The organism is bacterium (genome assembly GCA_037143175.1).
GTDB lineage: Bacteria > Verrucomicrobiota > Kiritimatiellia > CAIKKV01 > CAITUY01 > JAABPW01.
Map to the genome: position 1 here is coordinate 1 of JBAWZF010000061.1, position 14,961 is coordinate 14,961.

General features: G+C 51.3%; 11 protein-coding genes. 6 read left to right on the forward strand and 5 right to left on the reverse strand.

Annotated elements, in window-relative coordinates; genetic code table 11:
* From infB to WCI03_13570, 6 genes are all read left to right on the forward strand, one after another.
* Positions 1 to 1,867, forward strand: a 1,867-nt coding sequence (infB, locus tag WCI03_13545; protein ID MEI8140876.1) for a translation initiation factor IF-2, incomplete at its 5' end; no start/stop codon positions are given.
* 17 nt (positions 1,868 to 1,884) lie between these two features.
* Positions 1,885 to 2,274 carry a 30S ribosome-binding factor RbfA gene (gene rbfA, locus WCI03_13550; protein ID MEI8140877.1) on the forward strand — a complete coding sequence of 130 codons (390 nt, stop codon included), beginning with the start codon at positions 1,885 to 1,887 and terminating at the stop codon, positions 2,272 to 2,274.
* The gene (gene truB, locus WCI03_13555; protein ID MEI8140878.1) at positions 2,271 to 2,996 is read left to right on the forward strand and encodes a tRNA pseudouridine(55) synthase TruB; all 726 of its coding nucleotides are present in this window, start codon (positions 2,271 to 2,273) and stop codon (positions 2,994 to 2,996) included. The genes rbfA and truB overlap by 4 nt, the downstream gene beginning before the upstream one ends.
* A 1-nt stretch (position 2,997) precedes the next feature.
* Positions 2,998 to 4,029 (forward strand): riboflavin biosynthesis protein RibF, encoded by a 1,032-nt coding sequence (gene ribF, locus WCI03_13560; GenBank protein ID MEI8140879.1) that lies wholly within the window; start codon positions 2,998 to 3,000, stop codon positions 4,027 to 4,029.
* 14 nt (positions 4,030 to 4,043) lie between these two features.
* Positions 4,044 to 4,307 (forward strand): 30S ribosomal protein S15, encoded by a 264-nt coding sequence (gene rpsO / locus WCI03_13565; GenBank protein ID MEI8140880.1) that lies wholly within the window; start codon positions 4,044 to 4,046, stop codon positions 4,305 to 4,307.
* Between the two features lie 93 nt (positions 4,308 to 4,400).
* Positions 4,401 to 6,503 (forward strand): polyribonucleotide nucleotidyltransferase, encoded by a 2,103-nt coding sequence (locus WCI03_13570; GenBank protein MEI8140881.1) that lies wholly within the window; start codon positions 4,401 to 4,403, stop codon positions 6,501 to 6,503.
* A gap of 76 nt (positions 6,504 to 6,579) precedes the next feature.
* Here WCI03_13570 and WCI03_13575 read toward each other — a convergent pair whose 3' ends face one another.
* Genes WCI03_13575 through ettA form a run of 5 tightly spaced genes read right to left on the reverse strand, consistent with a single transcriptional unit; the run spans position 6,580 to position 14,758 of the window.
* Complete coding sequence (locus WCI03_13575; GenBank protein ID MEI8140882.1) at positions 6,580 to 7,437, reverse strand: hypothetical protein; 858 nt, start codon at positions 7,435 to 7,437, stop codon at positions 6,580 to 6,582.
* Between the two features lie 2 nt (positions 7,438 to 7,439).
* Complete coding sequence (locus tag WCI03_13580; protein ID MEI8140883.1) at positions 7,440 to 8,981, reverse strand: hypothetical protein; 1,542 nt, start codon at positions 8,979 to 8,981, stop codon at positions 7,440 to 7,442.
* A gap of 6 nt (positions 8,982 to 8,987) precedes the next feature.
* Positions 8,988 to 12,530, reverse strand: a complete 3,543-nt coding sequence (locus WCI03_13585) for a DNA polymerase III subunit alpha (protein ID MEI8140884.1) — start codon at positions 12,528 to 12,530, stop codon at positions 8,988 to 8,990.
* An 11-nt stretch (positions 12,531 to 12,541) separates the two neighbouring features.
* Entirely contained in the window at positions 12,542 to 13,027 is a 486-nt protein-coding gene (locus WCI03_13590; protein MEI8140885.1) for a GNAT family N-acetyltransferase, read from the reverse strand.
* A 57-nt stretch (positions 13,028 to 13,084) separates the two neighbouring features.
* Positions 13,085 to 14,758, reverse strand: coding sequence for an energy-dependent translational throttle protein EttA (gene ettA, locus WCI03_13595; protein ID MEI8140886.1), 1,674 nt, complete (start codon positions 14,756 to 14,758; stop codon positions 13,085 to 13,087).
* Positions 14,759 to 14,961: the final 203 nt, after the last annotated feature.

Below are 14,961 nucleotides of genomic sequence, written 5' to 3' on the forward strand. Positions count from 1 at the left end.
CACCCCACCCGTCATCGTTAAGCCGGCTGCTCCCGTCGTAGCCGCAGCACCGGCGGTAACCACTCCGGCCTCTGAGGCCCCGGCTGAAGGCAGCAAGATCATTATTCTTAAGGGGCCCATCATTGTCCGCGATCTCGCAGGTTTTTTGGGTGTTCGCCCCAACCAACTGATCGCAGAATTAATGCGCTTGAACGTTCTGGCCTCCATTAACGAACAAATTGATGTTAAGGATGCCGCTCGTATTGCCGAAAAACACGGATTTACCGTGGAACGCGAAAAAAAGATTGAACACAAGCCTCTGGTTAAAAAAGAGACCGAAGCCGAAGTAATCCAGCAAATCAAGGCTATCGTCAAAACACATCGGCCTCCTGTCGTCACCGTTTTGGGCCATGTTGACCACGGCAAAACCTCTCTGCTTGATCGAATTCGTAACACCACCATCGCAAAGGGTGAAGCGGGGGGCATTACCCAGCATATTGGAGCCTCTACAGTTCAAGTGGGCGATAAAAGTATCACGTTCCTGGATACCCCGGGTCACGCAGCCTTCACGGCCATGCGTGCCCGTGGTGCTAATATGACGGATATCGCCATCATCGTCGTAGACGCCGGTGACGGGCTCATGCCACAAACCTTGGAAGCCATTAAGCATGCTCAAGCGGCCGAAGTCCCCATTATTGTGGCCATCAATAAAATTGATCTTCCTCAGGCAAATCCGGATAAAGTCAGAAAGCAACTGGCGGCCATCAACATGACGCCTGAAGATTGGGGAGGCAAAACCATTGTCTGTCCCGTCAGCGCCATGACTGGTGCGGGAATTCCCGAATTACTGGAAATGATTCTGCTTCAGGCGGAAGTCATGGAGCTTAAAACCAATCCCAACCAGCCAGCCAAGGGGTTTGTTATTGAGTCCCAATTGGAAGCCGGCATGGGACCGACAGCTAATCTGCTGGTCACAAATGGCACCTTGAATGTCGGGGACGTTATTCTGTGTGGTCCCCACTGGGGACGGGTTCGCGCACTGATCAATGATCACGGGGTCAAAGTCAAAGCCGCCGACGCCTCCACCCCGGTCAAATGCCTGGGTTTATCAGGAGTACCTGATGCGGGTGCGGCTTTTGAAATCATTGCCACTGACCGCGCTGCACGTGATGCCGCCGAAGCCTGCCAGGCAAAGAACAAGCTGGCTCAGCTAACGGCGCCTAAACGCGCCTCGCTTAACACCCTTTTTGATCAGCTGAAAGAGAACAAGGATCGCCTGGAGATCAAGGTGTTAATCAAGTCGGACGTGCAGGGTTCCCTGGAAGCCATTGATTTCGCCCTTAAGCAAATCAATAGCGACAAGGTCTCCATTAACACCATTCTTGGCGGGGTGGGTACAATTTCAGCCAATGACGTCCTCCTGGCGGCAGCCTGCGACGCCATCATCCTCGGGTTCCATGTATCTATTGATGAAAATGCCAACAAAATTTCTAAAAAAGAGGGTGTCGAGATCCGGCTCCACAGCATTATTTACGAACTGATTGATCAGGTTCGCGAAGCAATGGCTGGCTTGTTGAGTCCGATCTTGCGTGAAAAGATGATGGGGCAAGCGGAAGTCAAACAGGTCTTCTCTATGTCCAAGGGCGGGGTTATCGCTGGCTGTATGTGCATGAGCGGGCGCATCACCTCTCGCCTCAAGGCACGGGTCAAGCGTAAGGGCAGTGTTCTTTTCGAAGGCAATATCGCCTCATTGCGTCGCTTCCAAAACGACGTCAGTGAAGTCAAAGAAAGCCAGGAGTGCGGAATTCGTCTGGACAACTTCACGGCTTATGCCGAAGGCGACGTGCTTGAGTTCTATGAAGTAGAGCGTATCGCCCAAACCCTGTAACGCGGGGCAAGCGGATTATGAAGACCGATCGCCTGATCAGAATTAACGAACTGCTTCGTCGCGAAATTAGCGTGGTGCTTTACCGGCTAATTGACCAAACTGAATTTGACATGTCGTCCACGACCGTGACCCATGTCATTGTCAGTCCTGATCTGCACGATGCCCGTGTCCTCGTCTCCATCCGTGGCCATGAACATGAGCGGCGCAAAATGTTGCGTCAACTTCAGCTTTGCCACGCCGACATCCAGTCCGAAGTAGCCAAGGCGGTCATTCTGAAATATACGCCACGCCTGACCTTTGTACTGGATACCTCCATTGAGCAGGGCGATCACGTGCTGGATATTCTCTCTAAAATCCCCATCCCCGCCGAATCGCAGAAGGATTCGGATACCACGGAACCGGCATGAACCGAACGGACCCTTTTGACGGAATATTACTGGTCGATAAGCCGGCCGGGCCGACCTCCCACGATGTCGTGTATAAAATTCGCCGGCATTTCAATCTGAAGAAAGTCGGCCATGGGGGGACACTTGACCCGGCCGCAACGGGACTGCTGGTCATCCTTCTGGGCCGAGGGACTCGGGTTTCAAATCGCTTCATGACATCCGACAAAACCTACGAAGGCACCATTACACTGGGCGTCACAACGGACTCGCAGGACGCTGAAGGCGTTGTCCTCAAGGAAACCGACGCCTCGGGAATTACTCGCGCTCAACTTGAAGATGCCATTTCGAAATTCAAAGGCGACATGTTTCAAATCCCGCCCATGGTCTCGGCGATCAAAATGGCTGGAGTTCCGCTTTATAAACTTGCCCGAAAAGGCGAGGAAATCGAGCGCAAACCCCGCTTTATCCACCTCTATGAGTTTCGGCTCCTCGATTACGCTCCTCCGTGCGGGACATTCGTCCTCCGATGCAGCAAGGGCACCTACGTCCGTACCCTGTGTCATGACATTGGAGAAGCGCTGGGCGTGGGAGCTCATCTTTCACAACTTCGCCGAACCGAATCTGCCGGCTACAATGTCAGTCATGCCGTCACTATGGATCAATTACTGTCCATGCAACAGGTGGATTTGCTTAATGTAGTGATGCCTCTCCACTCCCTTGGGGGCATCATTCAGGAAGACTGACATGAAAATTGTCCGTCACATGTCCGGCCTGAGCGAGCGCAAACGCCCTATCTGTCTTGCCGTAGGCTTCTTCGATGGAGTCCATCTTGGCCATCAGAACGTACTGCGGAGAACGATCGAACATGCCCGCAAAATTGGAGGGGAAGCCTGGGCGATGACGTTCGACCCGCACCCTCTGAAGATCTTGAATCCCGACGCCGCACCACGTATGTTGACCACTTCCCCCCACAAATTGCATCTCTTGCAGCAATTCGGACTTGATGGCTGCCTCCTGATTCCTTTCAATCGGAAATTTGCAGCCATTCAGGCTGCCTCATTTCTGAAGAAACTTGAACGGGACATTCCATCTCTCGCCGCCATTTTTATGGGCGATGACTGGCACTTCGGGCATAAAGGTCAGGGTAATCATCAGATGTTGTGCGATTGGGCAGCGCACCATCCTGGCATTTCCATTCACCAGATTGAAGCCGTACGTCGCGGGGGCCAACCGATATCCAGTACAAGGATCCGGAATACTGTTATTTCCGGAAAACTCGGAGAATCAACCGCCCTGCTGGGTCGCCCCTACAGTATTCTGGGAACCGTCAGACATGGCAATCAAATCGGACGCAAGATTGGCTATCCAACGGCCAATCTCGCTCCCTGTAACGAAGCACACCCTCCTACCGGTGTTTATGCCGTTCAAACGATTTTTAACGGAAAATCCTTCCCGGGAATGGTGAATTTCGGATTCCGCCCAACCGTCGCACCAGTCAAAAAACCGCTGGTGGAGGTATATCTTTTAGATACCAAACAAAACCTGTATGGACGTCAACTTGAAGTATTTTTCCTAAGAAAACTCCGTCATGAGAAGAAGTACCCGGATCTTAAAACCTTGATTCATCAGATCCGTAAGGATGAGATCAAAGCCCGTCAAACACTGGCTTCCGCCTCCGTGAAAAAATTATGGATCGGTACTTTACAAAAGTGGCACCCCGATATTATAGTGAACGTAACAAATAAGAGTATTAAGTTAAGAAAAGAAAGGGATTAGGGCTCAAACACAGTATGGATTCCACAGAGAAGAGCACAGTTCAGAAGGAGTTTCGGAGACACGGAAAAGACACCGGTTCATCTGAAGTTCAGGTTGCCTTGTTAACACGCCGGATTGAGGAGCTCACAGAGCACCTGAAACTCCACAAAAAGGATCACAGCTCCCGCTATGGTCTGCTCAAAATGGTAAGTGCACGCCGTCGCTTGCTCAATTACATGAAGACCAAGGACGAAGCCATTTATCAAGACGTCATCAAACGTCTTAAACTTCGCCGCTAATGCCATTCGGCAATCAGTCAGAACTCTCTCCGCTGGTGCTCTGCACTTAACGGAAGTGTTCTGCTTTTATAACGTCAATTTTAGAAAGTAATCATGAAAGAAGTTTCAGTATCTGTCGCCATCGGCGACAAAGTCATTACCCTTGAGACGGGCCTTCTGGCTCTCCAAGCCAAAGGTGCCGCAACCGTTCGTCTCGGGGATACCATCATCCTGTCGACCGCCTGTGCCTCAGACTCCCCTCGTGAAGGAATCGACTATTTCCCTTTACAGGTGGAATACCGCGAACGTTTCTCCGCCGCCGGAAAATTCCCTGGCGGATTTTTCAAACGCGAAAGCCGCCCGTCAGAGAACGAGATTTTGGCCGCCCGCTTTACCGACCGGCCCATTCGCCCGCTCTTTGCTGAAAGCTACCGCAATGATGTTCAACTCGTGGGCACGTTGCTCTCCGCCGATGGGGAAAATGCTGCCGATGTCCTGAATATCGTGGGCGCCAGCGCAGCATTGACGCTCTCGGACTTGGCTTTTCACGGTCCTATCGCCGGAGTGCGTGTGGGTCGCGTTAACGGCAAGTTCGTAGTCAACCCCACCGTTCTGGAACGAGAACAAAGCGATTTGGACCTGGTGTACGCCGGTAATCGCAATACCCCGACCATGATCGAAGGGGATGCCAAAGAGCTTTCTGAAGCTGACCTGGTGGCCGCGATGCGTTTCGCCCACGAACAGTGCGTGAAACTGATCGACGCCCAGCTTGAGCTTCGCAAATTGGCCGGTCTTCCGGACAAGGTCATTGTTGAGCCGCCGGCTGATACCACCTTCATCGACGCGGCACGCAAATTCGCTGGTGCTGAGCTATCACAAGCTTATTTGATTGCAGGCAAACAGGAGCGGAATGCGACTGTGGGCAAAATCAAGGATGGCTTGAAAGCCAAAATGACCGAGGCCTTCCCTACCATCACCAAGGAACAGTTACGCGCCACGATGGACGAGTTGAGCATCGCGGTGGTTCGTGAAAACGTTCTGGAACGGGGCAAACGCATTGACGGTCGTGGCGAAAACGAAGTTCGCCCGTTATTTGCCAAGGTCGGATTGCTCCCGCGCGTCCACGGCTCGGCCTTTTTCGGCCGCGGTGAAACCCACGCCTTGGGCACCGTGACGCTCGGAACAAACAAGGATGCTCAAGATATGGACGCCATCACTGGCGGCCCTACCTCGAAATCCTTCATGCTTCACTATAACTTCCCGCCCTACAGCGTCGGCGAAACCGGCCGATTCGGATCTCCCGGACGTCGGGAAATCGGACACGGTAATTTGGCTGAACGCGCATTGGCTGAAGTCATTCCTCAGGATTATCCTTACACCATTCGTCTGCTCTCAGACATTATGGGCTCGAATGGATCCAGCTCAATGGCCAGCATCTGCGTGGGCACCTTGGCCTTGATGGATGCGGGCGTTCCGATCACCAGTCCGGTGGCCGGCATTTCCTGCGGTTTATTCACGGCGCCTGGCAAAACCAAGCTTGTCGTGGATATTCTTGGCGACGAAGACCATTGTGGCGATATGGATTTCAAAGTGGGCGGTACCCGTAAGGGTATCACCGGCTTCCAGCTCGACCTCAAAATCCGGGGCTTGGAATGGAACCTGGTTGAAGCCGCTTTCGAGAAATGCCGTGCCGCACGTATGCAGATCCTCGACTACATGGAAAGTGTGATCGCAAAGCCGCGTGACGATCTGTCACCCCATGCTCCGCGTATCACCGTCGTCAACATTCCCATTGATAAAATCGGCGAACTGATCGGCCCCGGCGGCAAAAACATCCGCCGTATTGTCGAACTCAGCGGCGCTCAAATTGACATCAATGACGATGGCGTCGTCAAGGTCTTCAGCAGCAAGGAAGAAGGCATGCAACTGGCTCTGCGCGAAATCAATATGATCACCGCCGAACCGGAAGAAGGCGCCATTTATGACGGTATCGTGACAGGGATCACAAAATTCGGTTGTTTCGTTGAAATTTTCCCAGGCCGTGATGGTTTGGTTCACATCAGCGAGCTTGCCGATTGCCACGTCCGGAACGTTGAGGATGTGTGCAAGGTTGGCGACCAGATGTGGGTCAAATGCATTGGCATCGACGAGAAGGGGCGAGTCAAGCTCAGTCGTCGCGCAGCCATGGCGGAAAAGGACGTCCCCGCCGCCCAATAAGTTAGACTTAGTAACATCAAAAAGGGGAAGAAGAGTAATCTTCTTCCCCTTTTTATTTTCCCTAAAAGGATTATTCCTATTCTTTCGGAACCTGCATTTGCATGGAACGGCCATACCGGGCGGAATTGATGGTCAGGGGAGCAGGCCGAACGTCAGTAGGCGGAACATTTGAGGCGGCGCGCCCCGCAATGACAGCCTCGGAACTCCGCCCATCAAACAGCGGGCGCTCCAGGTTATCCAGGTAGTCCGTCTCGATGATTTGAACCCGCTGAAGCAATTCGGCAACCTGCCGTGTCAACAAGGTGTTATCCACTTCAAGTGTGGAAACTTTCTCCTTTAACCGGGCAATCTCATCATCACGACCAGTCAGCTCAGTGGTCATATTCGAAGCAAGCGTCGAATGAGCCCACAGGATGTTGCGCGTGATATCCGAACGTATCGAGGCCGTATTCTTTACCACAGATTGCGAGGCCTTCTCTGCCTCTCTTTTCAGTTCAGCCTTCGCCTCCTGCTGGGATCGGTCAAACCGGGTACTCGTTTGCTGGATGTCTGCCTTAAGCGCATGGACGCGCTCACTGTTCATCCATACAATGACTGCCAGCACTCCTGAGAATGCCACGGTAAATCCGAGCAGTCCCCACATAAAGCGCTTTCGCCCACGACGGCGCTCCTGATCCAAAAATTGTTTGAACGAATTCAACACCGGCAACGAATCCTCATTCAGCGCTGAATCAGCGGCCAATACCGGCAAATGCAGTCCATCACTGTGTTGCGCCTTTACAGAAGGCGGGGGAGAAAACTTACTGCTCGCCTGATTCATTCCTGCCATGCGCTCGGAAATACGTGACAGCGCTTCTGCCTGTAAGCGCAAAACCTCGGTAAGCCCCTCAACACCCTTATTATCGGGATCTGAACTGATTTTATTATCTGTCATAATTATTTCCGCCTGAACCACTTCCCACCGGTTCTTTTCTGATTTTCCTGCTCACGCTTCAACACTTCCCATTGCCGCAACTCCTGTTGGAGTCGGGCCTCAACACTATTCAAAATTCCGGACGTATTTCCAGTTTTCTCATGTTTACCGTCGGCCTTGTCCGGTTGTCCGGAACCGGATACTTCAGTCCAATCCCCCGCCTCTTCGGTCACGAGCACTTCGGCCTGAAGCACCTCAGTATGAATCACTTCCGCCTCAACGACTGTACCCTGAGTTGAAAAAACAGGCCGTTTTTCATCCAGTTTTTTCTGCAAATCCCGCAACTGACCTTCTCTCCGATCCACTTCACGCATCGTTTTCGCGACCAACTCAGTTGAGGCTAATACATCCTGCTCAATCTGCTGGAACTTGACGGCAGACTCTTTTTCTTTACTGGCAGATTCATGTACCAATACCTGATAGTTCTCTTGCGCTTGCGCAAGCTGGGCAATAAGGGCGACTGAACGTTGTTGTACTTCTTGCAAGGCTTTGTCCCCCAAGGCTATTTTGGATTGCATTTCAGTGGCCTGTGAATCCGCCTGCATTTTACCATGAGCCACAGCAGCCTCCAGTTGCTGAATCAAAGTCTCTTTTTTCTGGAGTGCGCCCTGAGATTCCTTCAACCAGGCGGCACGCTCTTCTGTCAGTAACTTTTGCGCTCCTTCTTGCACGTGAACCAGTTGGGTGGCGAGCAGGCTGGCTCGCTGCTGAGCTTCCTCCAAGGCCGTTATTTTTGAGCGCATTTCAATCGCCTGCGCCTCGGCCTGATTTTTGCCAAGGGCTACCTCGCTCTCCAGTTTCCGGATCTGGGTATCAGTCCGAATTTTACCTTGAGCTACGGCGGACTCCAATTGCTGAATCTGCGTATCAGCCTGAGCCTTATCTTGCGTCGCAGCAGACTCCAGTTTCCGGATTTCGGCATCCCGGTTCTGAAGGGTTTTCTGAGCTTCACTCAATTGATGAGAGAGCGCCTCATTCAGTCTCATGGAAACAGCCAGATCCTGATCGGCATTCTCCAGCTTTGCCTTTAAGGCCCTCAATCTTGAGCTGCATTCCTCCGCTTCATTCAAAACCCCACGATGGGCTCCACGCAAAGCCACAAGGGCCGTACTCATCAAAGCCCCGCAACCTGCCAGCATCTGATGGAATTCCTCAACCAGAAGAGGCAGCAGCGAATGGTCAAGGATCGCCTCACGCTTAGTTCCGAGCTCACTTAGTTTGACTCCAGGCGGAATGGAGTTTTCCGAGGCCAGCACCCATATTGCCAGAAGATTTAACGGGCCATAGAGTGTGCCATCCGCAAACTGAACAGACCAGTTGAGACGCAGTTCAGGGATTTTTTCCACAGGAAACCAGACGTCACGATTTTCCGACCATTCACAGCCGGGAATGACTCGTGCATCAGTCGCCCAAACACATAAAGTGACAATATCAACAGGGCCATAGACAGTCCCATCAGGAGTTCTGAGGGAATAGGCGACCACCGTGTTGATTGCAGACTCCATGGGTAATTATCCAGTGCGTCCAAAGTTTGATTCTTTTCGCCAAAGCGTCTCGCGCTTCGGCTTCCGACAGGGCGTTTTGGCCACTTGCACATACACCATATCTTCCCCGAGAATATGTTCTAACTCCTGAATCAGGGATTCGTCACAAGTAACTTTAAAATTGCTGCTGGTATCAAGAAATACCTTTTCCCCCGATTGATATTCCAGGCACAAATTTACCATCGTCTGCCCGGGATGAAGCTCCAGAACATCACGGATTTTCTCCAGGATCGAAGGGTCCTCGCTCACTCTGCCGGCCGTGAGGTGCAGACTGAATTTTTCGACGAACAATGAGGGGGAATCTTTAAGCGGATAGACCTCGCTGGCGATGATACGGAGCCTGTTCTCATCATCCAGCCGCACTTCCCCACAAAGCATCACCGCCTGGTCCTGAGCTAACACTGGCTTGTACTCCAAATAGGCATCAGGATAGACCACTACCTCGATACTCCCATCCAGATCCTCCAGCTTCAGCACGGCCATAGGCTCCTTCTTTTTGGTCATACGAGGCAATAACTCGGATATCAAGCCCCCAATTCGGGTCTGCTCTCCCGATTTAATTGACTTCAAGCCTTCCACGTTGGTCAACTGATAGCGCTCAAGCAACTTAGAATACTGGCTCAGCGGATGCCCGCTCATGTAGATTCCCAGCAGTTCACGCTCCTGAGCCAATAGCTGCCCTTCCGACCATTTATCAGCCTGAGGTAACGACCCATCATCGGCCGTGACCTGGGGTTCAACAGGCATAAGATCAAATAAACTCCCCTGCCCCGACGCTTTATCGCGTGCGGCGGCATTGGCTCGATTCTGGGCAAAATCAATCCCGCCAAACAATCGGGCACGATCACTACCCGGAAAATCAAATGCTCCGGCCTTGATTAAACTTTCAACGACCTTCTTATTGATAACTTGCCCCTGAAACCGTCTAAAGAAGTCCATGAGGCCCTTGTAGTGCCCATTCCGCTTCCGTTCCGACACAATCTCGCGACAAGCCGCTTCGCCGGCATTCTTGATGGTCGCAAGCCCGTAACGAACCGCCCCCTTTGTGGGACTGAATCGGACTTCGCTTTCGTTGATATGGGGAGGAAGAATCTCCAACCCCATGGCCCGGCATTCAACCACGAATACAGGGATCTTATCCATATTCCCCATTTCGCTCGAAAGAAGAGCAGACATGAATTCTTCAGGGTAATGCGCCTTCAGGTAAGCCGTTTGCATGGCGACCACGCTGTAGGCCGCGCTATGGGATTTATTGAACCCATAATCTGCAAACTTTTCGATCATATCATAGATTTCCTGCGCCTTGGCGGCCGGAATCTTGTTTGTTTTGGCACACCCCTCAATGAATTTCTCGCGCATCTTGGCCATTTCACCGGCCTTCTTCTTGGAGATGGCACGACGGAGATTATCGCCCATCGCAAGGGAAAAACCGGCCAGCACATTGGACACCCGCTGAACCTGCTCCTGATAGATCATATAGCCATAGGTCCCCTTGAGAATCGGCTCAAGAAGGGGATGGCCAAACTCGGTTTTTTCGCGACCATGCTTGCGATTAATAAAGCTATCAATAAACTGCATCGGCCCCGGCCGATACAAGGCATTCATAGCGATAATCTCATCAATGATCGTAGGGCAGAGTTTGCGCAAATTGTCGCGCATGCCTCCAGATTCAAACTGGAATACCCCCACGGTATCACCCCGCTGCAGCAGCTCAAAGGTTTTCAAATCATCCATGGGAATGGTATCAATATCCACGCTCACCCCTCGGGTAGACTTGACCCAATCCACTGCTTCCTGAATCACGGTCAGGGTCTTCAGGCCGAGAAAATCCATCTTCAAAAGACCAATTTTCCCGATGGGATCCATGGCATATTGTGTAATAACCTGATCTTCTTTATCCAGCGTCAACGGAACAATCTCAATCAGCGGTTTTTCACCGATCACAACACCAGCCGCATGTGTACCGGCGTTACGCAACAGGCCCTCCAACACGACCCCATATTCAAGAATTCGCGTACAATTCGGTTCTGTTACAGAGGCCTTCTTGAATTCAGGATTCAGTTCCAGTGCCTTCGCCAAAGTAATCTTGGGATCATCGGGAATCATCTTGGCCAGCCGGTCGCACTCGGAATAAGGCAATTCCAAAGCACGCCCGATATCTCGAATCACGGTCTTAGCCCCTAACGAACCAAAGGTAATGATCTGGGCACAATTTTCACGCCCATACTTGTCCTTGACATACTCAATCACCTCGCCGCGCCGGGTTTGACAAAAATCAATATCGAAGTCAGGCGGGGATACTCGTTCAGGGTTCAGAAAACGCTCAAAAATCAGATCATAACGAATGGGGTCAATACCGGTGATTTCAAGAAGATAGGCCACCAGACTTCCCGCACCGGACCCACGTCCAGGCCCAACAGGTATTCCCTTGGTCTTGGCGAAATTGATGAAATCCCACACCACCAGGAAATAATTGATGAACCCCATCCGCTCAATAATGGAAAGCTCATACAAACACCTCGTCACGAGTTCTTTTTCACGCTCATCTATCGGCTGATTGAGAGCCTGAACCCCATATCTCTTCAACAACCCCTTGTGACACAAGTTGAGCAGGTAATCCTTTTGCGTAATATCCACAGGGACTTTGAAAAGTGGAAAATGAAGCCCGCCAAACTCAAATTCATAGTTACAACATTCGGCGATTTTAAGGGTATTGGTAATGGATTCCGGAATATCCCGAAAAATCGCAGCCATCTCATCTCCACTCTTGAAATAAAACTCGGAAGAAGGATATTTCATGCGCTTGGCGTCACTCATGACGGTCTGAGTTTGGAGACACAGCATGACTTCGTGTGCGGCGGCATGTTCCCGCTTCAAGTAATGGGCATCATTGGTCGCGACCAACCCCAATCCTGTTTTCTTAGCCAACGCCGCCAACGCCTTGTTGACTTTGCGTTGCTCCGGCATCAGATGATCCTGAACTTCAAGATAGAAATTATCTTTGCCCAGAATGTCAGAATAGAGTCCGGCCAACTTAAGTGCCCCGTCTTCATCATCATCCCTCAGTCGCTCGGGGATTTCACCTTTCAAGCAGGCGGAGAGACCAATCAGTCCATTGGAATATTTTGCCAGGATTTCATGATCAATGCGGGGCTTATAATAAAACCCTTCCAGATGGGCAGCACTGATCAGCCTGACCAAATTCCGATACCCCGTTTCATTCTTCGCCAGCAATACCAAATGGTTGGCATGGGATTTCGAGGAGTTTTCAGTTTTCCGGTCGAAGCGACTGCCGGAAGTCACATAGGATTCACACCCGATAATCGGCTTAACCCCTTTTTCGCGGGTGGCCTCATAGAAAGGAACCGACCCATACATGACTCCGTGGTCAGTAATCGCCAGCGCGGGCATCTCCATGGCCTGAGCGGCTGCCGCAATATCCTTAATGCGGCAAGCTCCATCCAGCATGCTGTATTCAGTGTGAACGTGGAGATGAACAAATGGAGTCATAGGCGATAGGTTCAAACATCCATCGCCATGGCGACTTCGGGACAAGTAAAGGGCGAATCGTATTTCGCACAGTTAATGCAACCCATATAGAGTTTATGCATGAGCGAAGCCTTCGGGACCTCATGGAACCCCATCTTGGCAAAAAAACCGGGGGTGAAGGTCAATACAATCAACTGAGAAGGTTTCAGAACTTGAATCCGCGCAATGGCGGCCTCAACCAGCATGCGGCCCACACCGTGTTTCCGAAAACTCCGCTTCACTGAAAGAGATTTGATTTCAACCGACGGATGCCGGGCATGGCCTATCTCAGGTAAAATTGACCAGGAAACCGTTCCAACAATCTGTCCGTTTTTCTCGCAGACAATAAAACGATCGATATTCTCTGCGATATCAGAAATGGGACGCGGCAGGAGTTCTTTCGGATAGGCCTTGATCAGACTGTAAATCCCATCCGCATCCGTAAAGCCCGCATTACGTACAATAAATTTTGAATTCATTTTCACAGCCATAAGAATACCCCACCCCGCTTTATGACGCCAAGAAAAAGATAAACCTTATCTCAGTGCAAGTCTCTTGTATTTACCACGGCGATGAAGCAGACGCTCGCTGTTGCCTGCCAGCACTTTCTCCTCATAGTCCGCAAAATTTCCCTCGAACCACCGCAATTTACCATCCCCATCAAAAATCAACAGGTGCGTGCAAATACGATCTAAAAAATATCGATCGTGACTGATGACCATGGCACAGCCGGGGAATTCCATAATGGCTTCCTCCAGGACACGCATCGTGTTGACATCCAAATCATTGGTCGGCTCATCGAGCAACAACACATTGCCACCCCGCCGCAGCATCTTGGCCAAATGAACGCGATTACGCTCACCACCTGACAGTTTCCCAACTTTTTTCTGCTGCTGGGCGCCACGGAAGTTGAAGCGTGACAGATAGGCGCGCGAATTCATCGTACGATCACCCATTTCCACCTCTTCCCGACCGTTGGTGATTTCCTCAAATACCGTCAAATCATCACGTAACGCATCACGATGTTGATCCACATAAGACAGCACGACACTTTCGCCAATAGTCACGACGCCCTTGTCAGGCTGTTCCTGGCCCACAATCATGCGGAACAGGGTTGTCTTTCCGCATCCATTGGGCCCCACTACCCCCACCACCGCGCCACGAGGCAGATTAAACGACACCTGGTCCAACAGATTCGCTCCGCCATAGCCCTTGGTCACTTCATCCAGAATCACCACCTTGTTCCCCAAATGCGGGCCCGGAACAATTTGAATCGAGACATCATCTTTACGTGCCTCAAAACGCTCCTTTGAAAGTTCCTCATATCTGGAAATACGGGCCTGGCTTTTCGTGCGTCGGCCGAGTGCAGAAGTTCCCAGCCATTCCAACTCATTGGCCAGCACTTTCTGGCGTTGGCTTTCCTTCTTCTCCACCTGCCTTAAGAGTTCAGCCTTCTGTTTGAGCCAGGAGGAATAGTTGCCTTCAAAAGGAATTCCACGCCCATTGTCCAGTTCCAGAATCCACTTGGTGATGTGATCCAGGAAATAGCGGTCATGGGTAACGATAATCACCGTACCATGATATTCACGCAACGTGGTTTCGAGCCAGGACACCGTCTCCGCATCCAGATGATTGGTAGGCTCATCAAGCAGGAGCATATCAGGTTTTTCCAAAAGAACTTTACACAAGGCCACGCGGCGCCGCTCACCGCCTGATAACTTGGTCACATCGGCATCATCGGGCGGCAGCACCAACGCATCAGAAGCCACATCAATCAGTCGATCCACTTCCCAGGCATCCATACTGTCTATCTGGTCCTGAAGGCGCCCCATCTCATCCATCAGCTTATCCATCTCAGGCTTGGGAAGTTTTTCCCCCATCTTATCGGCCACCTCATCATAACGGCGTATCAACGCATGAACCGGCTCCAGAGCCTCCTCAAGGTTCTGCCTTACTGTTTTCGCAGGGTTTAACTGAGGCTCCTGCGGCACATACCCCACCCGCATCCCCTTGCCTAGAGCGGCCGAACCCATAAAGTCATTATCGAGACCTGCCAAAATACGCAACAGGGTGGTTTTTCCCGAGCCATTTTCCCCCACAATGCCGATTTTCGCCCCATAGTAAAACGACAGACTGATATCCTGAAAGATCGTCTTATCGTTATACATCTTCGTCAGATTCTGCGTCTGAAATACAAATTGTGGTGCCATAGGTTTAAGTTACCGGTTAAGGGTTAATGGTTACTGGATCCAAAATAGTCGATAATACTAGAGCTTTAATGCTGCGAACTCAAGCTTGACTCGCATGAAGTAACCCGCCAACATACGCCCCCAACTGAATTGGCTGGTATTTGTGCGCCTGTAGCCTAATGGACAAGGCATCTGACTTCGAATCAGAAGATTACAGGTTCGAC